Here is a 20,341-nt window from a genome sequence, read left to right as displayed (position 1 = left end):
CTTTCCTTGAGCTTTCGTGCACAGGAATAGCCGCTCGCCTCGCAATCCTGCGCGTCAATCGGCAGTGGGCAGCAGTTGACGCACTGCTTTCAAATCACCGCAGTGCCGCGAGCGCTTCTTCCATGTGACAGTCAGTCACATCTTGGCGTCTTTGCAAATTCGCACGTTTTATTGCGAGCTTCGCGAGGCACATGCGGCCCCTCAGGCCCTTCGCATCAGCTTGAGCGAGGCCGCCAGTCGCAAGCTGCGCTTGCCGGCGAGCGCGATGCCTTCGAGCTCGCCGCTATCCGCCGTGCAGGTCCCGGAGAAGCCGATCCCGACCTCATAGCCGCCGAAGACCGGATTTTCGCCTTTCGCCGGCGTGTGCTCCTGGTCGCCAAATTCCCGCAATATGCCCCAAGGTTTAGGGCTCATAGATCAGGGCTTGTGGAGCCCGACCCTCTGCACCAGGCCCATCTCCTCATGGTTCGTCATGTCGCCGTGGCGCTTGACGACACTGGTGAAATCGGGGACGCGGCCGCAAGACCTGCCGCGGCGACTTGCGCATCCTGGGTTGACTGCATGCCCGATACGCCGATCGCTCCGATCACCCTGCCGTCGCGCAGGATCGGAAGGCCGCCCTCCAGAGGCGTCAGGTTGGTCATGCCCAGCAGCCGCCAGTGAAGGCCGCCGTCCGCCAGCGCGGATTCGAACGCGCCGGTCGGCCGCCTGAAATCGACGGCGGTCTTCGCCTTCTGCTGCGCGACGAGCACGCTGCCGTGCTGCGCCTGGTCGAGACGGTACAACAGCACGAGATGACCGCCGCTGTCGGTAATGGCGATGACCATGGGCCAGCCATGACGTTGCGCCTCGGCACGCGCCGCATCGGCCACCAGCGCCGCCTCATCAAGGGTGATCGGGGCACCATAGAGCGGCGTCAGGGCCGCGAGGGGGACGTTTGCCACGCAGGCATCAGGTTTCGTCATGGGAAGCTCCAGGTGATCGGGAGCCCATTCCCAACACATGACACTTGTGATGATAATAGCCGCAGATGCGGACATATTATCTCACTCTTCGGGAGAATAGCGCTGGCCTCGCTTGCGGATTATGCGACGTTCCTCGCCGTCATTGACGAAGGCAGCCTGACGTTCGCGGCAACGCGTCTCGGCAGATCGCTGCAGTCGGTGAGCCGTTCGCTTGCGCGGCTCGAGGACGATCTTGGCGTGGAGCTCGTATCGCGAACGACGCGGCGCCTGCACCCCACACCCGCGGGCCTCGAATTCGCCGGCCGCATCCGCCTCGCACTGACGACCATCGACGCCGCGCGCGAGGACCTGCTCGCCAGCGACCGGCGGCTTGCCGGGACCATCCGCATCGGCACCTCGAGCCTTTTCGGCCCCGAATATGTCACGCCCGTCCTGAGCCAGTTCCTGGCGCGGAGTCCGGAGATCGACCTCGAGCTCGTCCTCTCCGACGAGCGTGTCGATCTCGTCGCCGAGAAGCTCGATTTTGCCGTTCGCATCGGCAACCTGCCGGACTCGAATTTGCGGACTCGCCGGATCGGTGGACTGAGCTGGGCGGTGTTCGCCTCGCCGGCCTATCTCGCCGCCCACGGGCGTCCCGAGCATCCGCAAGAATTATCCCGTCATGAATGCGTGTTGCGAGCGAGCGATGACGACAGGTGGGCATTCGGAGGCAACAAGAAGCGTATCGAAGTCCATGGTCGCTTTCGGTCGGAAAGCGCCGCGGCACGCAATGCGGCCGTCGCGTCCGGCTTTGGCATCGGGCTCGCTCCGCTCTGGCAGGTCCGCAGGCTCATCGATCAGGGGATCGTCGAGCAAATCCTCGTCGGCCACGAGCCGCCGCCCATCCCGCTCCAGATTGTCTGGCCCACGCGAGGAGCCGGCGCGATGCCTCGGCGGGTCCGCGCAGCCATCGACTTCCTCGTGGCCCGGCTTTCCGCCCTGCGGATATGAGCTGCGGCTTTCGCGCTGGCAGCGACCGCTTGCGCGACCTCGTCGCGTTCCGCGATTGGTATGAATTACTCACTTCCATCAGCCAAAGACGTCATCAGAACGTTTCAGCCTGCACATTCGCGTAGCAAAGCGGTGATTTTCGCATCGAGATTTTGGGCGACGGCAAGGGCTTCCGAACTGCCATAATGCCGCAGATAACTCTCCATTTTATCATAAGAGACGTGCACGCCGTCGGCACGCTCATCAATGAGCACTGTGACCGGAGCGTAAGATCCGGCGTCGGGCACGTGCTTGACCATTTCTTTCATGATGAGTGGATTTCCGACCACAAGCCGTATGATCCTCGGCGTCCTGGATCCATTTTCCCGACGCAAGATGTCGCCCAAGTCGAACTCGGCGAAGAGCATAAGGTCGGTGCGACCCAGGCCGCTCTGTACAATGCGCTTTAAATCCGGGAAGGATTCTGTGGCCCTCGTCGCCCTGAAAAATTCAACAATGTCAGGCTGACCGATCGCCGACTTGAGCGCAGCCACGACGGCGTCGAACGGCTTTGAACTCGTGAGGCTGAAGCGCTCAACTTCGACTTTTTGGATTTTCATCTTATCTTCCGTACCAACTGTCATGGATGAAGTGGCTCGATCGCATCGGAACGCGCCGGGTAGCGCGGCGATCGAAACCTTTCCTTCAGGATATCGCTGGCGCTCCTGCGGCTTGGCCGACTCGCGCCGTCGCCCTTGCAGGCGCTCTGCGAGCGTGGGCGCTCCCGGCGCGACTGCGCCGGGAGTCGTACCGTCACTTCACGAGCGCGGCCTTTTCGATCACCTCAGCGACCACCTTCGCGTGCACGACAAGCGAGGCATGGCTACCGGCGACTTCCGTCGTTTGAGCCTTCATCCTTGTCGCGAAGAATTTCTGGGCCTCGGGCGCGATGACTTTGTCCTTCGTGGTGATGACATCGAACGTCGGCTTGTCGTGCCAGGCCGCAATGCTGACGGGGGCTTCGAACGCAACGTGATTCAACGGAAGCTGCGAGTTGGCCAGGTGCTCAGCGATCTCCGGAGGAAGGTCAGCCGCGACGGCCGACGGAAAAATCTTGGGATCGATGTACAGATTGCCCTTCGCGTCGGGATGGATCGCGTTGCCGCCTTCGGTCGGCGGGCCGGCCTTTGCCAGCGACGCCAGGGATTCGCCGACCTCCGGCGCGAAGGCGGACACATAGACCAGCGCCGAAACCTTGGGATCGTTGCCGGCTTGCGTGATCACCACGCCGCCCCAGGAGTGGCCGACCAGAACGGTCCTGCCATCCTGTCTCGCCAGCGCCTGCTTGGTGGCATCGACGTCAGCGACGAGCGAGGTGAGCGGATTTTCCACGAGCGTGACGTTGTAGCCTTTCTTCGTGAGAATATCGGCAACCGGCTGCCAGCTCGTCTGGTCCACGAAAGCGCCGTGCACGAGCACGATGTTGTGCGCTGCTCCCTTGGGCAGTTCGGCGGATTGGGCGGAGCCGACCAACGTCGATCCGGCCAGGAGTACGGTGGCGGCTGAGAGAAGGATATTTCGCATTGAATGTTCCTGTTGGCATGTCGGACGAAATCAGTCCGGGGGGATGGACAGGCGTTTCCTGCAAGGTCGCGGTTCTTCCATCCGCCGTCGGCGAAATGGTTGCCGCACCTACCGTCGGCCCGCTGCGGCATGATCTATTCCGCGGGCATTTCGGACGATAGGGACCAATCGTCCGCATGTTGTGTCCGATCGTCCACCGGTCTAATCTGGACCGCATGGACATCCTCACCCAGGTGCTCGATCGGGTTCGTCTCGGCGGGACGTTGCTCTTCCACTTCGAGCTCGGCCATCCCTGGCATCTTGAGTTGCCGGCGCGCCCCTACGCCCTGTTTCACTATCTCAGCCAGGGTTCGGCGACCCTCGCGCTCGAACAGGGAGAAGAAATCCAGATGACCGAGGGCGATTTTGTCGTGATCACGCGCGGCGAGCCCCATGTGTTTTATTCGGATCGCCGGGCCGAGCCTTTGCGCATCGCGGATATCGAACGGTCGTCGCCACGCCTCGGATTCCTTCGTCACGGCAGCCCTGCAAAGCCGCTCTCGACCATGCTCTGCGGCAATTTCACGGTGTCGCGGCCGATGTTTGGCAGCGTGCTGGAGTTGCTTCCACCCGTGCTCTTGCTGAAGCCGACGGCGGACCGTGGTTGGCTTGAAGCAATCCTGCGCCGCATGATGAGCGAGTCCGTGCTCGAGCGTCCTGGCCAAGGCGTCGCGCTTTCACGACTGACGGAAGTGCTCTTTGTCGAGGTGCTGCGAAGCTGGATCGCGTCTCTCAGTCCCGGACAAGGCGGCTGGATCGGGGCCATTTCTGATCCCCATATCGGACCGGCGCTGAAGCTAATTCACGAAAGTCCGGAGCAGCTCTGGACGCTGAGCGACCTTGGCCGTCGCGTCGGGCTCGGCCGCTCGGCATTTTCGGCGCGCTTTACCAGGCTCGTCGGCCAGTCCATGCACCGTTATGTGATCGAACGCCGAATGGCGGAGGCGGCGTTTCTGCTCGAAACAAGCGATGAGCCCATCGCGCGGATTGCCAGCCGGGTTGGTTACGAGACAGCGGCGGCGTTTTCGAAGCTGTTTCACCGGCATCACGGACATTCGCCAGGCCGCTACCGAGCCTCTCGACGCGCCGACGGAGGCTACGCGCAATCGGGCAATTCGGAAGTACACGTATCCGATTGACCTCGAGCACGCGCGCCGTCGCCATGTCTGCAAGTGGCCCATCGCCGACAACGTCGCCTTCCAACAGCAAAGCAGACGCGACGAATTTATGAGTACCCGCCCTACGCCCTTCGCATCAGCTTGAACGAGGCCGCCAGCCGCAGGCTGCGCTTGCCGGCGCGCTGGTCGATGCCTGGGTGAAGACCGGGGCGGCGTGTCAGGCTCCGTGACGAGGCGCTAGGGCGAGTACTCATGACCGTCGGCTTCCGAAGATAAAGCGGACGTCGCCCCGCTTGGTCATCATCGCCGGCTCATGACCCATAGCCGACGTACTACGGCCGTTGGCCCGATGTCGGCTTTTTTACCCTCAAGGACATTGAGGCTGAGTTAGGATATTGCAGCCCGGCAATGTCGCCCCTTCGAAGGATGCATGTTGCGATAGCTGACACTTGACGACATGGATCAAGCCGTTGTCGTCCAACGGCATGCACGTGATCATGCGAAATCCATGGCATAGCGAGACTTGTAACTTTCGTGAAGCCCAAGCCAAACAGAACCGCGCCCGGAGGCCGGTCATTCATCTTCGATCACGAGAACAGAAAGGTCCCAATCAGCAGGCCCGCAGCGAAAGCGAAAAGCCCCAATGTGCAGCATGAAACGATACGGACGAGGATGCGAACTTGCTCCTCGTACTCCTCTTCTGCGGTCTTGTGGGACTGAGCCGTCACTGCAACTGCCCTGCCATCGCCCAGATTTGGCAAATATACGCTCGAAATCATGGTCAGCGCGAGGCATTTTAGTCCCGCCGCGATGCCCTGTTCGTGATCTGGCAGGCATCCCTTACGGGAAGGATCATTGAAGCCTCTCTTGAGGCTACTCTCGGCTCAGCGAGTTGGCGGGCAAATTGAGCACAATTGAATGTCCGCCGGTTGATGTCCGGCTTCGCCCCAATGCGGAGCGGGCTGCTTTCATTCCCCTGCGACGCAGATGTCGAGTGCAAGCGCCGACGAGGTGATCAAATAGCAGACCTCCGCAGCTAGCGCCGAAATTGTTCGCTTATCGGGGTAGAGAGAAAGCAACTGGCCGACCTTCCAAACGGCGCTTTTGACCCCAACCGGCCCTCCGGCATGAAAACTCCGCACCGACGCAGGATCTCGGGAAATTCACTGCGAACTCTACGGGTTTGATCGGATGATCATCCGGAACGCTGAAGCTACAGTCGACCTTGGTCCCGGTGCCTTTCCAACCCAGTGGAGCACAGGTGAGCACTCACCCAACGAGTACAGGAGGACTCCGATGTGCCGTATTCTGTTTGCTGCGGTCTCCACCATTTTGATCTTGGTCACAGTCGGATCACTCTCGCCCGCGGTCGCAGATCGCTACTGCCTACAAGGCCGCCGCTGGGGCCATCCCGGCAACTGCCAGTTCTCGACTCTCCAGCAGTGCAGGACGGCTGCCTCCGGCACACATGCGTCCTGCGGGGTCAATCCGCGCCATGCATTCGGACGCTCGCGGCAGGGCAGACAGTAGTTGAGCGCCGCGGGCGCACCGGGCCGATAATTGTTGGTGGGTGCGGCTTGATTATTGAGAAAATCGTCGACCTGGATGAGTCCCGTTCTGCCTGAATTTCAAGGAATCAAATGGAGGGATGAGAATGTCGGTCCCCTGCAAGTTCGAACGCAGCCTCCTCAGCCACGAAGAATATGAGACGATCCGCCTCACGCACCATCCTGCCATCTATGACGTCGAAATCGCTGAGCTTGAGGCCATGCGACCCCGCTTGCGCAAGATGCGCAATAAGGAGCGAACGCTCGGCCGACAAAGGCAGCGACAGGGGCGCGGAAAAGCCGAGGCTCGCGGAGCCAGCTTTCCAGGAACCGCCGAGCATGCATCAGAACGCAAGCAAGTCTTCGCCGCGGCGCTGAAGCGGTTGAACAACGAGCTTCGGCGTCTTCACAACCTGGCAGCTCGGACCGCGCATGTCGAAGCGGCTCGAAAGGCTCTCGCGCTGCATCGAGCGGCGAACTTCACGATTTATCCCCCAGCCGGAGCCACCGCGAACGAAGGCATGGTGCCGAAGGCAAGCACACGCCGAAGAAAGACCATTGCAGGCGCAAAGATCGGACGAGTGTCGCAGGCGACGAAAGTCGCGCAGGCGGTACGCGACGCGCGAGGCGGATGAGCCTGAGTTGACCCATAACGAACTTGATGCGCGACGCATGCCCTTGTGATCGACGAAGGGCGTGATGTCGCCTGTTGGCCCACGGCCGACGTCCAGACGTATCGGATTCAACGTCGCCTTCCAACAGCAAAGCGGACGCGACGAATTTATGAGGACACGCCCTAGCACTACTTTGGCAGATTGTTGATTTTGCCGCGATTTATAGGATTCCCGAATCAATTTTTCAATGATTCATGGGTGGTCGGCTCTTGGAGGGCTGACCATGGCGGGATGGGAAGACGAACTCAAACGCTGGCTGATGCCGTTCTTGGACCGGCTGGGTCATAAGACCCGGCAGCGGATGTGCCCTCTCTATGTTGCGGGATTGATCGGTCCTGGCGATCGCAAGAGCGTTCAGCCGATGGCGGAACGCCTTGCCACGAGCAACTACGACCAGTTGCACCATTTCATTGCGGACGGTGTCTGGGACGCGACGCCGCTGGAGACAGAGCTGCTCAACCAGGCGGACCGACTTGTCGGCGGCAGGGATGCGGTGCTGGTTATTGATGACACCTCACTGCCGAAGAAAGGTGATCGCTCGGTCGGTGTTGCGGCTCAATACGCGTCGGCTCTCGGTAAAACTGCAAACTGCCAAACGCTGGTGTCTTTAACGCTTGCGCGCGGCGAGGTGCCAGTGATGGTCGCGTTACGTCTCTTTCTGCCTGACAGTTGGACAAGCGACATGCCTCGTTTGAAGCACGCTCGCGTGCCAGTCGAACACCGAACGCCACGGTCCAAGCCGGAGATCGCTTTGGCCGAGATTGACCGCGCGATGGCAGCCAACGTGCGCTTTGGATGTGTGCTGGCGGATGCAGGATACGGCCTCAGCGCACCGTTTCGGCAAGGGCTAACAGAGCGCGGGCTGGCCTGGGCTGTCGGCATCCCTCGGCACCTGAAAGTGTATCCGGTCGATGTGAAGCTCATTTGGCCGATCACCAAAGTCCGCGGGAAACCACGAAAGCACCACGTGCCCGATATCTTATCGATTGCGGCAGAACAAATGCTGGCCAGCGCCAAATGGAAAACCGTGAGTTGGCGTAGCGGGACGAAAGGTCGGCTCAAAGCCCGATTTGCTGCTCTCCGTGTCCGGACCGCCGACGGCCCTCCGCAGCGGATATGGGATAAAGGTCAGCAGCATCTCCCAGGCGACGAAGCCTGGCTCATTGGCGAGCAACGCGCCTCGGGAGAGAAGAAATACTATCTCGCCAATCTTCCGGCGATGACGGATCTGCGCACGCTGGCAGCCACCATCAAGGCACGGTGGATTTGTGAGCAAGCGCATCAGCAGTTGAAGGAGGAGCTCGGACTTGATCACTTCGAAGGGCGATCATGGCAAGGTCTTCATCGCCACGCCCTTATGACAATGATTGCCTACGCCTTCCTGCAACACCGTCGCCTCGCACACGCGGGGCGGAAAAAAAAGAATCAACGGGCCTCCGCCTCAACCAACCATGCCCGCCATACGTCACGCCATCGTCGATCTCATCCTTCGGCCGCCGTCTCAGCAGTGCCCATATTGCCGAAAGAAAATCCCTGAAAAACAGCGGCGAAAACACATTCTGCCAAAGTAGTGCTAGGCCCGCCGCATCAGCTTGAGCGAGGCCGCAAGGCGCAGGCTGCGCTTGCCGGCGAGCGCGATGCCTTCGAGCTCGCCGCTATCCGCCGTGCAAGTCCCGGAGAAGCCAATCCCGACCTCATAGCCGCCGAACACCGGATTTTCGCCTTTCGCCGGCGTGTGCTCCTGGTTGAGCATCTCACCCTTCCAGCGGCCGTCGGCCGATGAATAGGAGCCGAGATAGTAGAAGAACGCATCGCCGCCGAGGATGCGGCCGTCGATCAGCAGCATCACGCCGGAGAGTCCGGCATCGACACCGTCAAGCGCGCGCAGGCTCATCCCATAGAGCCCGTTGACGATGCCGCCAGGGCCGACCGCGCCGCTCGGAGGCACCGCCTCGTCGTCGAGCCGGGTGAGATTGGCCCAGAATTTTGCGCCCGGCATGGTGTCCGCGCCGCCCTCCAGACGGATCTGGTTGCCGTGCAGCCTCCCGCGCGCCCCGATCGAGGCGACGTCGGCGCCCATCAGCGGCTTGTAGTTCGGATCCAGATTATGCCGCTCGGTGATGACCTCGGCGATGATCTCGCCGTCGCGCTCGACATAGGTGCCAAGATGCGCGAAGCCCGAATTGCCGCCCAGCATCTTGCCGTCGTGCAGGCACATGATGCTGCGGCCGAACGCATCGTTGACGCCGTATTCAACCTTGTAGAGTCCGTCCAGCAACGCAATGAACCCGCAAAATCGGAAAGGAATCGAGGCTACCTAGCACCGCCGCCGCGCCAAGGCCATCCGGCTTTTGCGCGCAGGGCCGCTCGCCGGACCCCTCGCTGCATGATGCCATCATGCCCCTGTTTTGCCCGACGGGTCAACCGAGATTCGCCAAATCCGCAATCCGTGATTTCGTTGCGATTTCAGTGCCCCGGCTACTGTGCATGGGGTTGTTTTTCGACTTTTTTGTTCTGCGTGGTCCCGGCCGCCTCGCCCCGCGCTAGTGACGCTTGAAATATTGCACCTCGCGCTCGTGCTTCTCGGCCGCCGCGCGGCTCTTGAAGGTGCCGAGGTTGCGACGCTTGCCGGTCTTCGGATTCACCTTGCGTGAGTAAAGGCGATACTCGCCGGATGCCAGTTTGCGGATCATGATCACGCCTCCTGTCGGGTTTTCGGATTCAACCCGCTGCGCGCGAAATCCGTTCCGTCACGGCTTGGATGGCGGCGCAAACTGCTGATTGGCGAATGGCGCCTGGTCGGAAGGAACCTTCATGACGACGAAGTTGCGCTTCATCGACCGGTGGCAGGTGTTGCAGCCCTCGGTCAAATCGCCAAAGGCCTTTGCGAATTTGCGGCCGTCCTTCGCCGTGAGCGCGTCGGACATCGATTGCAGCGATGGCTCCAAGGTCGTGACATTACCGACGGGAATGCCTGAATAGAATACGGCGGCCTCGACCAGGCTGGCCTTGAGCTGGCGCAGCTCATAGGCCGCGAGCTCCCAGTTCTGGGCCTTGCCGGCCAGCCAGAGTTTCTGGTGACGCGCCTGCGCGGCGCCCATGATGTCGCCGAGGCGCGGCACATACTGGTCCGAGGATGGCGATTTGAGGTCCTGCGCCGTTGCCACGGCGGTTAGCGCGCCCAAGCCGGCCAGCGCCAGCATCCACCCCCGAAGCCTCATCGCAGGTCTCCATTTCCCGTGAGAAGCAAGTGTACGCTGGCGCGGTGCCCGGGAGCCTTGCGCTCGATCAAGGGCGGCGTCGAACCCGTCGGCGCACGCGCACGACAAAGGGGCATGAACCGGACCGAACCATCCGCCGAAGAGCAGATCGAGGCCTTCATCGCCAGCGCGGCGAAGCAACCGCTGCTCGATGCCGCGTTCGAACTCTGGCGCTGGCGCTACCGACTGGATTCGATCGAGGGGCGCCCGACCGCCGAACAGGTCCGCATCAATCGCACCCTCACGCCGCAGCAGATGGCCGAGAAATATCGTTACGACCGCGACCATGCCCATGAGGGGACGATGTTCGGCTATGTGAAGCGAGCCCATCCGCGCGCCGATGACGCCGCGATCAGGCGGGCCATCATCACCGCCGTCAAATTCGAGGGCGCGACTGAAGCGCATTTCAAATGGGACGGTGATTTCTGGAACTGCGTCGTACGCGCCGTGGCGCAGGCCGCCGCGGAATATCCCGATTTTCTCGAGACGACCTATCGCGACGCCCGCAACAATCTCGCCTACTACTACAAGTGAGCTGAAGCGGCACAGCGAGAGCCTCCAACTCTCCCCGACGGGGAGAAGTGGACGAGCTTCTCGGCCACCACCGAGTTCAATCAAACTTGCTGTTTGATCAGAAGCACAGCGTGGTGACGAGCTTGCCCTGCTTGTCCTTGATCGCGTAGGGGCAGCGCAGCCGCTCCAGCGCAGCCTTGGCGTCCTCGTCGCCGAGCGCGGCAGCACGCTCGTAATAGGCTTTTGCGGCATCCTTGTCCTTCGGCCCGCCGCGGCCTTCCTGCGCGAAGGCGCCCATCCGCTCCAGCGCACCGGGATGGTTTTGCGCGGCCGCCTTCTCGAACAGCGCGCGCGCCGCGACGTCGTCCTTCGCACCGCCCGTGCCCTCGGAGAGCATCAGGCCGAGCTGATACTGCGCCTCCGCGTTGGTCTCGGCAGCCTTGCCCAGCAGCGCGCGGGCCTGCGCGGGATCGGCCGGCGCGGCACCACCGGCGCCGCCGAGCGCGGCAAGATTGCTGACGCCGCGGGGATTGCCGGCCTGCGCCGCCTTCTCGAACAGCTTTCGCGCCTGCGCCTCATCTTTCGCGACTCCTGATCCCGTGCCGTAGAGCACACCGAGCTCGACCATGGCCGCGCTCGATCCCTTGTCGGCCGCCTTGCGCCAGGCGGCGATCGCCTCCGCCATCTGACGGCCGGCGGCATAGGCGCGGCCGAGCTCGAACATCGCGCGCCGCGAGGATGGCGCGGCCTGCCTGCAGAATTTGATGGCGGTCGCGACGTCGGAGGCAGCGACCTCCGCCACGCCCTTCACGTCGGCCGGCTTGTCGGGATCGCTGGGATCGGCCGCAACCCGGTCGCACAGGACGAGGTCGGCGGATTGCGCATGCGCCGCGAGGGGCGCGGCAAGCGCAAGGAGAATGGCAAGAAGATAGGTCCGCATGGGCACCACGTTGCGTTCCCGGCCCGGCAAATTCAAGGCTCGAGTCCTGATTGACGGAGAACGGACACGACCTCCGGTGAAGCCAGGTAGCGCAGCAACCGGTCCGCGGCGTCGGCCTGTTTCGCGTTCGCCATGCGGCCGGCGGAGAACACGGCCGGTGTCTGCAAATCGTGCGGGACCGGGCCGACGACCTCGATGCCGTCGACCTGTTTCAGCTCGCTGATCTGCTGCACGGCGAGGTCCGCCTCGCCGTTGACGAGCCGCTCGGCGGTAAAGCCCTGTTCGACGATGGTGGCTTTGGCGTTGATCTCGGCCGCGATCCCCATCCGGACGATCAGCTGGGCGAAGTAGACGCCGCTGGCGCCCAGCCGCGAATAGGCGACGGACCGCGCCGCAAGCAGCGTCTTGCGCAGCCCAGCTTCGGTGGCAATGTCGGGATGCGCCTGCCCTGCCCGCACGGCAATGCCGACGAAGGAGCGCGCGAGATCGGCCGCGCTCTCCGCGACGACGCGGCCCTCGCCGATCATCTCGTCGAGCCCCTCGCGCGTGAGGATGACGAGATCGGCGGCCTCGCCGTCGCGCAGCCGCTTGAGCAGCGCCAGGGTCGGCGCGAAGTCGGAATCGACGTGGATGCCGCTAGCGGTCTCGAAGGCGGTGGACAGGCTGCGCATCGCGCCCATCAGGCCGAGCGTCGAAAGCGTGCGGATGGTCTTTTCCATGTGTCTTCCCGGATGAGATCAGGCGCGGTGCATCAGCTTGAGCGCTGCGGTCAGGCGCAGGCTGCGCTTGCCGGCAAGCGCGGTTGCCTCCAGCACCGCCTGCTCCGCGTCGTAGCTGCCGGAGAAGCCGATGCCGACCTCGTGGCCGCCGAAGATCGGATCGTCCTTGGCCGGCGTGTGCTCCTGATTGAGGATCTGGCCCTTCCAGCGGCCGTTCGCGGCGGTGTAGCTGCCGAGATAGTAGAACGAGGCATCGCCGCCGAGAATGCGGCCGTGGTTGAGCAGCATCACGCCGGTGAGGCCGCCGTCGACGCCGTCGAGCATGCGCAGGTGGATCGAATAGAGGCCATCGGCGATGCCGCCCTCGCCGACGCCGCCGGCGATCGGCATCTCGTCCTCCGTGATCGGCGTCATCACCGACTGGAACGGCACGCCCGGCAGCTCCTTCAGCTCGCCCTTGAAGCGATAGAGATCGCCGTCGGCCCGACCTTTCGCCAGCAGGGTCGCGTCATCGGTGCCGGCCATGGCGCGGTAGTTCGGATCGGGGTTGTGGCGGACGGTCTTGATGACGATGTCGACGCCGTCATCGGTCTTCTCGTAGGTGCCGATATGGGCGAAGGCCGAATTGCCGCCGAGCATCTTGCCATTACCGGCATGCATCACGCTCCGGCCAACGGCGTCGCCGAGCTGAAACCGCACCTTGTAGAAACCCTCAAACACCAGCCGTCCCCGGCCCTGCGCACATCCAGGCACAGTCTATCCCGCTTTCGATGGCGATGGACAAAATTCGCGCCATCACCGCCGGCAGACCACAGGAACGGCCGTCAACAAAACGCAAAAAATCCGCCGGAGCCTTTCAGCTCCGGCGGATTGAATGCCAACCCGGGCCAGCCCCCTCGCCCGGGCCGGGAGGATCTTAGGCGACAGCCTTCTTCTCGGTCGGCACGGACGAGATCGTCTTCAGGATCTGCGAAGCGATCTGGTATGGGTCGCCCTGCGAATTCGGGCGACGGTCTTCCAGATAGCCCTTGTAGCCGTTGTTGACGAAGGAGTGCGGCACGCGGATCGAAGCGCCGCGGTCGGCAATGCCGTAGCTGAACTTGTTCCACGGCGCGGTCTCGTGCTTGCCGGTCAGACGCTTGTCGTTGTCCGGGCCGTAGACGGCGATGTGGTCCATCAGGTTCTTGTCGAAGGCAGCCATCAGCGCCTCGAAGTACTCCTTGCCGCCGACCGTGCGCATGTACTCGGTCGAGAAGTTGGCGTGCATGCCGGAGCCGTTCCAGTCGGTGTCGCCGAGCGGCTTGCAGTGGAACTCGATGTCGATGCCGTACTTCTCGGTCAGGCGCAGCATCAGGTAGCGGGCCATCCACATTTCGTCAGCGGCCTTCTTGGAGCCCTTGCCGAAGATCTGGAATTCCCACTGGCCCTTCGCGACTTCCGCGTTGATGCCTTCATGGTTGATGCCGGCCGCGAGGCAGAGGTCGAGATGCTCTTCGACGATCTTGCGGGCGACGTCGCCGACGTTCGAGAAGCCGACGCCGGTGTAGTACGGGCCCTGCGGCGCCGGATAACCGGAGGTCGGGAAGCCGAGCGGACGGCCGTCCTTGTAGAAGAAGTATTCCTGCTCGAAGCCGAACCAGGCGCCGGCGTCGTCGAGAATGGTGGCGCGCTTGTTGGAGGCGTGCGGGGTCTTGCCATCGGGCATCATGACTTCGCACATCACGAGCACGCCGTTGGTGCGCGCGGCGTCCGGGAAGACGGCGACCGGCTTCAGCACGCAATCAGAGCTGTGGCCTTCGGCCTGCTGGGTGGAGGAGCCATCGAAGCCCCAGAGCGGAAGCTGCTCGAGCGTCGGGAACGACGCGAATTCCTTGATCTGAGTTTTGCCGCGCAAGTTCGGAGTCGGCGTATATCCGTCGAGCCAGATGTACTCGAGCTTATACTTGGTCATTGAGCCTCTCTGTAGATGATGCGAAAGGTTGGGGGCCCGGGGGCCCCCCACGTTTGTACCCGGCCACCATCGGCCGACCGTTTACAAGCATTTTGCGTGCCAAAAGGCCGCATTGCGGGAGGTTTTCCACCGCGGCCGCCCCCTCCCCGCGAGCGGCCGGCCGTCCCCGGCGGCGTGCGTCATAGCGGCGCACCTTTGCGTGAAGCTGCACTGCAAAAATCCCGCGGAAAACGCCTGATTCTGGAGCAGGCCGGCCGGTGCCGGAGGTTGCCGATGAAACGCGCATCAACGTCCGGCAATTTTCGCAAAGTCTTCGCCCCATCGCCGGCAACCTTCGCAATGGCCCAAGCGTTAGTCACCAAGCTGGTGCCTTGGAGGATGCAGAATGCACGCTGCCTAGAAAATAAGCTGAAACTGATTTCCTTTTCAGCACTTTGCATTTCGGGGCGCGCGGCCGATATGGGGATTCCAGTAACCACAATCGAACGAGTCGGGCGCACCATGGAGGCCAAGCGCTTCGACCCGAGGAGATACCGCAATGATGAACAATGGTCTGAGTGAGGGATCTGCAAAGATCTATCAATTCCCCGCCGGGGGCCGCGCGGCTCTCGGAGGTCGCCGCTACGGTGAGGCCCGCCTTCCTGCCGACCGTCTCTCGCTTCCTGTGAACGAGACGATCTGCAGCGGAAGCTGGTACCACCAGGAGGCCGTCGACGAAGCCAAGCCGAAATGGGATCGCTAATGCCTGCGTTTGGTTCAATCCCGCGACGCTCCCTGGAGCGACCGGCAGCAGTTTGAAGAGGGTCGAAACAATGAGGTTTCGACCCTTTTTGATTCTTGATGGCAGCGCGGCTAGAGCCCGGGCTTTTCGACCATTGCGCAGGCCGTGACCGGCCGCTTCAGATGCTTGACGGTGGTCGCTCCCGTCTCGCCTATCCTCAGCGTGACCCCCGCCCCCGAATAGCGTGCGCCCGAGACCGTCAGCCGCTTGGCGAGCGTGACGGGTTCGCCGTCGATCTGGAGGAAGGCGCGCTTGTCCGCGTCATAAAACCCGACGATGAACTGCGTACCATCGGCGCAGCGGTAGGTCTGGAACGTCTGTGCACCGGCCAGCCGCATGCCGAAGATTCCGCTCGCCAGCATGGTGATCGCCAAGACAATGGCCTTGTGCCGGTTCATGATCGCCCCCTGTAATGATCCGCCGGCAACATAACAAAAGCATATCCGATGTCAGAGCCCCCTGCCCGCCACCTCGCCTTGCAAGGCGCCAGCAATTTCCGCGATCTTGGTGGCTATCCGACCATCGATGGCCGCACCACGCGCTGGCGGCACATCTTCCGCTCCAACCATCTCGGTCAGCTCACCGCCGATGACATCGAAATCGTCCGCGCGCTCGGCGTCAGGAGCGCGTTCGACTTTCGCGGGCTGGAGGAGCGCGCGGCCGGTGTCTGCGTCGTGAACGAGATCACCGTGCACTCGCTGCCGATCGAGCCGACGGTTGTTGCCGCGCTGCGCGCCGAGCTCGCCCGGGGCACATTGACCGCGCCGGTCGCGCTGGAGCTGATGCGCGAGTCCTATCGCAACTATGTCCGCTACAACACGCACAGCTTTCGCGCGCTGTTCGGCCATCTGCTGGAAGACCGCGCCCCGCTCGTGATCCACTGCACCGCCGGCAAGGACCGCACCGGCTTTGCCAGCGCGCTGATCCTGCATGCGCTCGGCGTTGCCGACGGCGTCATTGCCGAGGACTACCTCCTGACCAACCGGCACTACCGGCGCGATGCGTCAAACGCCTCCGATCTTCCCGCCGACGTGCTCGACGCGATCGGCTCCGTCGAGGCCTCGTACCTTGCGGCAGCCTTCGAAGCCGTCGGCAGCGACTATGGCGACCTCGAAACCTACTTGCGCGACGGGCTCAAGCTCGGCACAGCAGAGCGGACCGCACTGAAGGCGCGCTATCTGCAATCGTAGGCGGCCGCGCCGGGAGAACGACAATGCAAGGCAAGGTTCTGATCGTCACCGGCGCGCTCGGCGCTCTCGGTAAAGTAGTTGCGGAGATCGCGCAGTCTCGCGGCGCACGGATCGCCGGCATCGATTACGCGCCCTCGCAAGTACCAGCGACGCCCGAGCGCATCGAGATCGGCGGCGTCGATCTGTCCGACGCGGCGCAGGCGAAGACCGCGGTTGATGCGGCCGCGAAGCACTTTGGCCGGCTCGATGCGCTGATCAACATCGCCGGCGGCTTTGCCTTCGAGACCGTCGGCGACGGCGACACCAAGACGTGGCAGCGCATGTATGCACTCAACGTGCTGACCGCGCTCAACGCCTCGCGCGCGGCGCTGCCGCATCTCGCCGCATCCAGCGCCGGACGCATCATCAACATCGGCGCCATGGGCGCGCTCCAGGCCGGCAATGGCATGGGTCCCTATGCGGCGTCGAAAGCCGGCGTGCATCGCCTCACCGAGGCGCTGGCCAGCGAGTGGAAGGGCAAGGTGACGGTGAACGCGGTGCTGCCGTCGATCATCGACACCACGGCCAACCGCGCCGACATGCCGAAGGCGGACTTCACCAAATGGGTGACGCCGCAGGAGCTTGCCGAGGTCATCCTGTTCCTCGCCAGCGACGCCGCGAGCGGCGTCACCGGCGCGCTGATCCCGGTGGGCGGGCGGGTGTAGTCGAAGTCCGATCCGGTCGTCTGATGAATGCCGGCTCTGATTCAATCGGAGCCCTGAACGCTCTAGACTGTCCACAATTGATTCTCCGATCGGAACACCTGTGGAAACCGCGCTCTACCTGCCCGTCAAACGCTTCCTCGAAGAGCTCGGCTTCACGGTCAAGGGCGAGATCGGCGGCTGCGATCTGGTCGGCCTCAGCGCCGGCGACCCGCCGGTGGTGGTGATCGGCGAGCTCAAGCTTGCCTTCAATCTCGAGCTGATCCTCCAGGCGGTCGACCGCGCGCCGGCCAGCGACGAGGTCTGGATTGCGGCAAAGATGTCGGTGCGCGGCAAGGGCCGCGAGAGCGACTCGCGCTATCGCAATCTCTGCCGCCGCCTCGGCTTCGGTATGCTGGGGGTCACCGACCGCGGCCAGGTCGAGGTGCTGGTGAAGCCGCCGACCGCGGCGCCGCGACGCGAGCCGAAGAAGCGCTCGCGCCTCGTTGCCGAGCATCAGCGCCGCCAGGGCGATCCGGCGCTCGGCGGCAGCACCCGCGCGCCGATCATGACCGCCTATCGGCAGCAGGCACTGGCCTGCGCCGCGGCGCTCGCCGACGGCCCACGGCGCGTGGGCGAGCTGCGCGAGCGCTGTCCGGATGCCGGCAAGATCTTGCTTAACAATGTGTATGGCTGGTTCGAACGCACCGAGCGGGGAATCTACGGGCTGACCGCCGCCGGACACTCCGCGCTGAAGCGCTGGCCGCAGCAACGGATCGAGATCGACGCCGGTGCTCCGTCACCGTCCTGACACGGGATCGATGCAAGCCGTGAATAGCTGAGCTGCCACACCAAATTCATATTGCAATGCAACATAGGCGGCACTAGGTATCCCGGATCGAAACGAGGCCCCCATGAGCGCAGACTGGAATACCAAGTACGGCACGCGGCGCGTGCGTCACGATCCGCCCACCCTGGACGAGGCGATCTTCGCCGCCGTCGGCATCACCGACGACCAGGAGCAGCAGGCCGAGATCGCCGCAGCTCTGATGGGGATGCCGCTCGATGTCGTCCAGGCCGAGGTGAAGAAGCAGGCCCGCACCAACAGCCGCATCACCGCCACGCGCGTGATCGCCGGCGAACAGGGCGCACAGCGCTCGGTGGTGGTCGAGCGCCGCGTCGTCCGCCGCTTCGGCACCGGTACACGCACCGGCACCTGAGCGCCTCATCCACGCTCCCCAATACAAGAGCGGACCGGTTTTGCCGGTCCGCTTTTTGATTCAGGCGGCGCGATTGCCGTACATGCTGGAGATGATCTTCCAGCAGGTCGAGTTGAAGCTGAGAAGCGCGCGCCCGGCCGTGAACGGCGCGGCCGCGAGGTCGGCCAGCTCGGCTTCCGGCGTCTTGGCGAGATCGATCGTGCCGGTCGATTCGCCATGGTGGAAGGCGAGATGGGCGCCGAACTTCCTGGCGAGCGCCCGCATCGCGTGATTCTCCGCGCCGGTGGTGATGCGCAGGCGCTTGTAGCCTCTCCAGCGCGCTTCCGCGATCAGGCGGCGGAACAGCACGGTGCCGACGCCCTGGCGGCGTGCGGAGGCCTCCACGCTGAAGGCGACTTCGGGCAGCGAATCGTGCTCCGGCGGATGCAGCTCGGCCGCACCGCGGACCACGCCGTCGACGATATAGGCGACGATCACGGTGCCGTCTTCGGCACAGCGGGCGGCGTAACGCTCGATGAAGCTGTCGTCGAGAAAACCGTTGAAACGATCATGCCGGCTTTCGGCATCGAGCCTCAGCAGATGGTCGCGCAGCAGCGGCAATTCTTCCTGCTGGATCAGGGTCCGCACATAGCCTGGGGCGGTGCGGAGCGTCTCTTCAAGTACCACGTCAAAACTCCTCTTGGTGTCCCTCGAGGAGGCGTTCGAATCCCTAGGCTCCCTATGTTGTGCATCGCACCATAATTTTCAAGACTGGAACCTGCCCAAGTTAAGGGCATCGGGAGCGACTATTTCGTTAACAGAATCAAAGGCCCGTAGTTATACGAGGACCAGCTGCGTCTGGGTCACCACCGCGACCAGCTTGCCGTCCTCGGTTTCCAAACGGGTGGTCCAAACCTGGGTCCGCCGGCCCCGGTGGACGGGGGTGGCGGTGGCGATGAGCGTGGTTCCCTCCTTCGCGCCCCCTATGAAATTGGTCTTGCTCTCCAGCGTGGTCGTCCCCTTGGCGTCCTCGGGCAGGTTGATGACGGTCGCCGCCGCGCCGACGGAATCGGCCAGCGCCATCACCGCACCGCCGTGGATGGTGTGGTGGAGGGTGCAGAGATCGGGGCGGACGGTCATCCGCGCCACCACGCGATCCTTCTCGGCCTCGACGAATTCGACGCCCTTGAGCTCGGCGAACGGCATCTTCATCGCTTTAAGTTTCTCGAGCGGCGTCATCGGACTTCCTCCCAATTCGTTGTTGTCCCAGCGTGAATTGCTTCGCGCGGCAAAGCAATGACGTCCGAGGTCATGGCCATGCTGACATCGGCGCCCGCATTTGTGCATATGCTGCTCCCATGCGTCACTTCCCTCCCCGCCGCATCGTCTGCCTGACCGAAGAGACGGTCGAAACGCTCTATCTGCTCGGCGAGCAGGACCGCATCGTCGGCGTCTCCGGCTACGCCGTGCGCCCGCCGCAAGTGCGGCGCGAGAAGCCGCGGGTATCGGCCTTCGTGTCGGCGGACATCCCGAAGGTTCTGGCGCTGGAACCGGATCTCGTGCTCGCCTTCTCCGATCTCCAGGCCGGCATCGTCGCCGATCTGGTGCGCGCCGGGCTCGACGTCCACGTCTTCAACCAGCGCGACGTTGCGGGAATACTGGCGATGATCCGGACGCTGGGCGCGCTGGTCGGCGCCGCCAAGCGCGCCCAGGAACTCGCCCAGGGATTCGAGCTGCGTCTCGCCGCGATCGCCGCAACGCCCCGTCCCTCGCCGCAGCCAAAGGTCTATTTCGAGGAGTGGGACGACCCGTTGATATCAGGCATCGGCTGGGTGTCCGAGCTGAGGCGGATGTATTTCCGGAGCTACGGCATCGGCAGGCGGCCAAGGATCGTATCGTCGCGGCGGACGACGTGCGTCAGGCCGCCCCCGACGTGATCCTCGCATCATGGTGCGGCAAGAAGGTTGTGCCTACCCGCATCCGCGCGCGCGAGGGGTGGGATGAAATTCCGGCCGTGCGGGACAACCGCATCGTCGAGATCAAGTCACCGATCATTCTCCAGCCGGGGCCGGCCGCGCTCACCGACGGGCTCGATGCGATCGTGCAGGCGCTGTGGGGCGAGCGCTCCTGATCTCTCCTTCGTCATTGCGAGCGAAGTGTTTAGCCCGGAGACATGACTGACGGGTGTTCGGGGACATGGTTGACACGTCAA

General features: G+C 63.4%; 26 protein-coding genes and 2 pseudogenes. 13 read left to right on the top strand and 15 right to left on the bottom strand.

Annotated features, from left to right (window positions below; all coding sequences use genetic code 11):
• Positions 1-201 precede the first annotated feature (201 nt).
• A pseudogene (locus WN73_RS37455) lies at positions 202-384 on the bottom strand (GrlR family regulatory protein); the annotation flags it as partial.
• A gap of 86 nt (positions 385-470) precedes the next feature.
• Positions 471-872 carry a GlcG/HbpS family heme-binding protein gene (locus WN73_RS37450; RefSeq protein ID WP_231166706.1) on the bottom strand — a complete coding sequence of 134 codons (402 nt, stop codon included), beginning with the start codon at positions 870-872 and terminating at the stop codon, positions 471-473.
• On the opposite strand from WN73_RS37450, the gene WN73_RS37445 reads away from it, so the two are divergent.
• Entirely contained in the window at positions 795-1,955 is a 1,161-nt protein-coding gene (locus WN73_RS37445) for a LysR family transcriptional regulator (RefSeq protein ID WP_271557225.1), read from the top strand. The two genes, WN73_RS37450 and WN73_RS37445, sit on opposite strands and share 78 nt — an antisense overlap.
• A gap of 104 nt (positions 1,956-2,059) precedes the next feature.
• Here WN73_RS37445 and WN73_RS37440 read toward each other — a convergent pair whose 3' ends face one another.
• Both WN73_RS37440 and WN73_RS37435 read right to left on the bottom strand, forming a co-directional pair.
• Positions 2,060-2,554, bottom strand: a complete 495-nt coding sequence (locus WN73_RS37440) for a DUF302 domain-containing protein (RefSeq protein ID WP_028171152.1) — start codon at positions 2,552-2,554, stop codon at positions 2,060-2,062.
• 193 nt (positions 2,555-2,747) lie between these two features.
• Positions 2,748-3,518, bottom strand: coding sequence for an alpha/beta hydrolase (locus WN73_RS37435; protein ID WP_271557224.1), 771 nt, complete (start codon positions 3,516-3,518; stop codon positions 2,748-2,750).
• Positions 3,519-3,733: 215 nt separating this feature from the next.
• Here WN73_RS37435 and WN73_RS37430 point away from each other — a divergent pair, with 215 nt between their 5' ends.
• On the top strand, positions 3,734-4,696 hold the full coding sequence (locus WN73_RS37430; RefSeq protein ID WP_271557223.1) for an AraC family transcriptional regulator: 963 nt from the start codon (positions 3,734-3,736) through the stop codon (positions 4,694-4,696).
• A gap of 101 nt (positions 4,697-4,797) precedes the next feature.
• Here WN73_RS37430 and WN73_RS37425 read toward each other — a convergent pair whose 3' ends face one another.
• On the bottom strand, positions 4,798-4,929 hold the full coding sequence (locus WN73_RS37425) for a hypothetical protein (RefSeq protein ID WP_271557222.1): 132 nt from the start codon (positions 4,927-4,929) through the stop codon (positions 4,798-4,800).
• 937 nt (positions 4,930-5,866) lie between these two features.
• Here WN73_RS37425 and WN73_RS37420 point away from each other — a divergent pair.
• From WN73_RS37420 to WN73_RS37410, 3 genes are all read left to right on the top strand, one after another.
• Positions 5,867-6,205: a DUF3551 domain-containing protein gene (locus tag WN73_RS37420; RefSeq protein WP_370140254.1), complete on the top strand. Its 339-nt coding sequence runs from the start codon at positions 5,867-5,869 to the stop codon at positions 6,203-6,205.
• Positions 6,206-6,329: 124 nt separating this feature from the next.
• Positions 6,330-6,857 carry a hypothetical protein gene (locus tag WN73_RS37415; RefSeq protein ID WP_039184394.1) on the top strand — a complete coding sequence of 176 codons (528 nt, stop codon included), beginning with the start codon at positions 6,330-6,332 and terminating at the stop codon, positions 6,855-6,857.
• A 226-nt stretch (positions 6,858-7,083) separates the two neighbouring features.
• Positions 7,084-8,433, top strand: a complete 1,350-nt coding sequence (locus WN73_RS37410) for an IS701 family transposase (RefSeq protein ID WP_271557221.1) — start codon at positions 7,084-7,086, stop codon at positions 8,431-8,433.
• A 36-nt stretch (positions 8,434-8,469) separates the two neighbouring features.
• Here WN73_RS37410 and WN73_RS37405 read toward each other — a convergent pair whose 3' ends face one another.
• The 3 genes from WN73_RS37405 to WN73_RS37395 all read right to left on the bottom strand — a co-directional run bounded on the left by WN73_RS37405 (position 8,470) and on the right by WN73_RS37395 (position 10,117).
• On the bottom strand, positions 8,470-9,174 hold the full coding sequence (locus tag WN73_RS37405; RefSeq protein WP_028171147.1) for a hypothetical protein: 705 nt from the start codon (positions 9,172-9,174) through the stop codon (positions 8,470-8,472).
• 265 nt (positions 9,175-9,439) lie between these two features.
• Complete coding sequence (locus tag WN73_RS37400) at positions 9,440-9,589, bottom strand: hypothetical protein (RefSeq protein WP_007609497.1); 150 nt, start codon at positions 9,587-9,589, stop codon at positions 9,440-9,442.
• A 57-nt stretch (positions 9,590-9,646) separates the two neighbouring features.
• Positions 9,647-10,117 (bottom strand): hypothetical protein, encoded by a 471-nt coding sequence (locus WN73_RS37395; protein WP_271557220.1) that lies wholly within the window; start codon positions 10,115-10,117, stop codon positions 9,647-9,649.
• A 114-nt stretch (positions 10,118-10,231) separates the two neighbouring features.
• On the opposite strand from WN73_RS37395, the gene WN73_RS37390 reads away from it, so the two are divergent.
• Positions 10,232-10,690 carry a hypothetical protein gene (locus tag WN73_RS37390; RefSeq protein ID WP_271557219.1) on the top strand — a complete coding sequence of 153 codons (459 nt, stop codon included), beginning with the start codon at positions 10,232-10,234 and terminating at the stop codon, positions 10,688-10,690.
• A gap of 97 nt (positions 10,691-10,787) precedes the next feature.
• Here WN73_RS37390 and WN73_RS37385 read toward each other — a convergent pair whose 3' ends face one another.
• From WN73_RS37385 to WN73_RS37370, 4 genes are all read right to left on the bottom strand, one after another.
• The gene (locus tag WN73_RS37385; protein ID WP_161535132.1) at positions 10,788-11,609 is read right to left on the bottom strand and encodes a tetratricopeptide repeat protein; all 822 of its coding nucleotides are present in this window, start codon (positions 11,607-11,609) and stop codon (positions 10,788-10,790) included.
• A 32-nt stretch (positions 11,610-11,641) separates the two neighbouring features.
• Positions 11,642-12,328 carry a substrate-binding domain-containing protein gene (locus WN73_RS37380; RefSeq protein WP_271557218.1) on the bottom strand — a complete coding sequence of 229 codons (687 nt, stop codon included), beginning with the start codon at positions 12,326-12,328 and terminating at the stop codon, positions 11,642-11,644.
• A gap of 18 nt (positions 12,329-12,346) precedes the next feature.
• Positions 12,347-13,048: a GrlR family regulatory protein gene (locus WN73_RS37375; RefSeq protein ID WP_271557217.1), complete on the bottom strand. Its 702-nt coding sequence runs from the start codon at positions 13,046-13,048 to the stop codon at positions 12,347-12,349.
• A 196-nt stretch (positions 13,049-13,244) separates the two neighbouring features.
• Positions 13,245-14,279: a glutamine synthetase beta-grasp domain-containing protein gene (locus WN73_RS37370; protein WP_271557216.1), complete on the bottom strand. Its 1,035-nt coding sequence runs from the start codon at positions 14,277-14,279 to the stop codon at positions 13,245-13,247.
• A gap of 273 nt (positions 14,280-14,552) precedes the next feature.
• Here WN73_RS37370 and WN73_RS37365 point away from each other — a divergent pair, with 273 nt between their 5' ends.
• Complete coding sequence (locus WN73_RS37365) at positions 14,553-14,840, top strand: hypothetical protein (protein ID WP_162185834.1); 288 nt, start codon at positions 14,553-14,555, stop codon at positions 14,838-14,840.
• Positions 14,818-15,021, top strand: coding sequence for a DUF2735 domain-containing protein (locus tag WN73_RS37360; RefSeq protein WP_011086940.1), 204 nt, complete (start codon positions 14,818-14,820; stop codon positions 15,019-15,021). The genes WN73_RS37365 and WN73_RS37360 overlap by 23 nt, the downstream gene beginning before the upstream one ends.
• A gap of 110 nt (positions 15,022-15,131) precedes the next feature.
• On the opposite strand, the gene WN73_RS37355 is transcribed toward WN73_RS37360, so the two are convergent.
• The gene (locus tag WN73_RS37355; protein ID WP_271557215.1) at positions 15,132-15,458 is read right to left on the bottom strand and encodes an MliC family protein; all 327 of its coding nucleotides are present in this window, start codon (positions 15,456-15,458) and stop codon (positions 15,132-15,134) included.
• 48 nt (positions 15,459-15,506) lie between these two features.
• On the opposite strand from WN73_RS37355, the gene WN73_RS37350 reads away from it, so the two are divergent.
• The 4 genes from WN73_RS37350 to WN73_RS37335 all read left to right on the top strand — a co-directional run bounded on the left by WN73_RS37350 (position 15,507) and on the right by WN73_RS37335 (position 18,150).
• On the top strand, positions 15,507-16,250 hold the full coding sequence (locus WN73_RS37350; protein ID WP_271557214.1) for a tyrosine-protein phosphatase: 744 nt from the start codon (positions 15,507-15,509) through the stop codon (positions 16,248-16,250).
• 23 nt (positions 16,251-16,273) lie between these two features.
• Positions 16,274-16,954: an SDR family oxidoreductase gene (locus WN73_RS37345; RefSeq protein ID WP_011086937.1), complete on the top strand. Its 681-nt coding sequence runs from the start codon at positions 16,274-16,276 to the stop codon at positions 16,952-16,954.
• 100 nt (positions 16,955-17,054) lie between these two features.
• Entirely contained in the window at positions 17,055-17,741 is a 687-nt protein-coding gene (locus WN73_RS37340) for a DUF2161 domain-containing phosphodiesterase (RefSeq protein WP_011086936.1), read from the top strand.
• Between the two features lie 103 nt (positions 17,742-17,844).
• Positions 17,845-18,150, top strand: coding sequence for a hypothetical protein (locus WN73_RS37335; protein ID WP_028171140.1), 306 nt, complete (start codon positions 17,845-17,847; stop codon positions 18,148-18,150).
• Between the two features lie 60 nt (positions 18,151-18,210).
• Here the strand turns inward: WN73_RS37335 and WN73_RS37330 are convergent, their stop codons facing one another.
• Both WN73_RS37330 and WN73_RS37325 read right to left on the bottom strand, forming a co-directional pair.
• Complete coding sequence (locus tag WN73_RS37330; protein ID WP_011086935.1) at positions 18,211-18,816, bottom strand: GNAT family N-acetyltransferase; 606 nt, start codon at positions 18,814-18,816, stop codon at positions 18,211-18,213.
• Between the two features lie 150 nt (positions 18,817-18,966).
• A complete protein-coding gene (locus WN73_RS37325; protein WP_038966793.1) occupies positions 18,967-19,368 on the bottom strand; it encodes a PaaI family thioesterase in 402 nt (133 codons plus the stop codon).
• Between the two features lie 119 nt (positions 19,369-19,487).
• On the opposite strand from WN73_RS37325, the pseudogene WN73_RS37320 reads away from it, so the two are divergent.
• Positions 19,488-20,260 (top strand): annotated as a pseudogene (locus tag WN73_RS37320) (cobalamin-binding protein).
• The last annotated feature ends 81 nt before the right edge of the window (positions 20,261-20,341 follow it).

The sequence above is a fragment of the Bradyrhizobium sp. CCBAU 45394 genome, assembly GCF_028128655.1.
Lineage (GTDB): Bacteria > Pseudomonadota > Alphaproteobacteria > Rhizobiales > Xanthobacteraceae > Bradyrhizobium > Bradyrhizobium diazoefficiens.
This window is presented reverse-complemented; position numbering and strand designations above follow the sequence as displayed.

Bases quoted from the DNA above. Each gene is read 5' to 3' on its own strand.
- WN73_RS37420 (WP_370140254.1), top strand. From the start codon at position 5,867: ATGATCATCCGGAACGCTGAAGCTACAGTCGACCTTGGTCCCGGTGCC.
- WN73_RS37415 (WP_039184394.1), top strand. From the start codon at position 6,330: ATGTCGGTCCCCTGCAAGTTCGAACGCAGCCTCCTCAGCCACGAAGAA.
- WN73_RS37400 (WP_007609497.1), bottom strand. From the start codon at position 9,589: ATGATCCGCAAACTGGCATCCGGCGAGTATCGCCTTTACTCACGCAAG.
- WN73_RS37380 (WP_271557218.1), bottom strand. From the start codon at position 12,328: ATGGAAAAGACCATCCGCACGCTTTCGACGCTCGGCCTGATGGGCGCG.
- WN73_RS37430 (WP_271557223.1), top strand. From the start codon at position 3,734: ATGGACATCCTCACCCAGGTGCTCGATCGGGTTCGTCTCGGCGGGACG.
- WN73_RS37365 (WP_162185834.1), top strand. From the start codon at position 14,553: ATGAAACGCGCATCAACGTCCGGCAATTTTCGCAAAGTCTTCGCCCCA.
- WN73_RS37385 (WP_161535132.1), bottom strand. From the start codon at position 11,609: ATGCGGACCTATCTTCTTGCCATTCTCCTTGCGCTTGCCGCGCCCCTC.
- WN73_RS37350 (WP_271557214.1), top strand. From the start codon at position 15,507: ATGTCAGAGCCCCCTGCCCGCCACCTCGCCTTGCAAGGCGCCAGCAAT.
- WN73_RS37390 (WP_271557219.1), top strand. From the start codon at position 10,232: ATGAACCGGACCGAACCATCCGCCGAAGAGCAGATCGAGGCCTTCATC.
- WN73_RS37440 (WP_028171152.1), bottom strand. From the start codon at position 2,554: ATGAAAATCCAAAAAGTCGAAGTTGAGCGCTTCAGCCTCACGAGTTCA.
- WN73_RS37335 (WP_028171140.1), top strand. From the start codon at position 17,845: ATGAGCGCAGACTGGAATACCAAGTACGGCACGCGGCGCGTGCGTCAC.
- WN73_RS37445 (WP_271557225.1), top strand. From the start codon at position 795: ATGACCGCCGCTGTCGGTAATGGCGATGACCATGGGCCAGCCATGACG.
- WN73_RS37355 (WP_271557215.1), bottom strand. From the start codon at position 15,458: ATGAACCGGCACAAGGCCATTGTCTTGGCGATCACCATGCTGGCGAGC.
- WN73_RS37425 (WP_271557222.1), bottom strand. From the start codon at position 4,929: ATGAGTACTCGCCCTAGCGCCTCGTCACGGAGCCTGACACGCCGCCCC.
- WN73_RS37370 (WP_271557216.1), bottom strand. From the start codon at position 14,279: ATGACCAAGTATAAGCTCGAGTACATCTGGCTCGACGGATATACGCCG.
- WN73_RS37360 (WP_011086940.1), top strand. From the start codon at position 14,818: ATGATGAACAATGGTCTGAGTGAGGGATCTGCAAAGATCTATCAATTC.
- WN73_RS37345 (WP_011086937.1), top strand. From the start codon at position 16,274: ATGCAAGGCAAGGTTCTGATCGTCACCGGCGCGCTCGGCGCTCTCGGT.
- WN73_RS37395 (WP_271557220.1), bottom strand. From the start codon at position 10,117: ATGAGGCTTCGGGGGTGGATGCTGGCGCTGGCCGGCTTGGGCGCGCTA.
- WN73_RS37410 (WP_271557221.1), top strand. From the start codon at position 7,084: ATGATTCATGGGTGGTCGGCTCTTGGAGGGCTGACCATGGCGGGATGG.
- WN73_RS37435 (WP_271557224.1), bottom strand. From the start codon at position 3,518: ATGCGAAATATCCTTCTCTCAGCCGCCACCGTACTCCTGGCCGGATCG.
- WN73_RS37325 (WP_038966793.1), bottom strand. From the start codon at position 19,368: ATGACGCCGCTCGAGAAACTTAAAGCGATGAAGATGCCGTTCGCCGAG.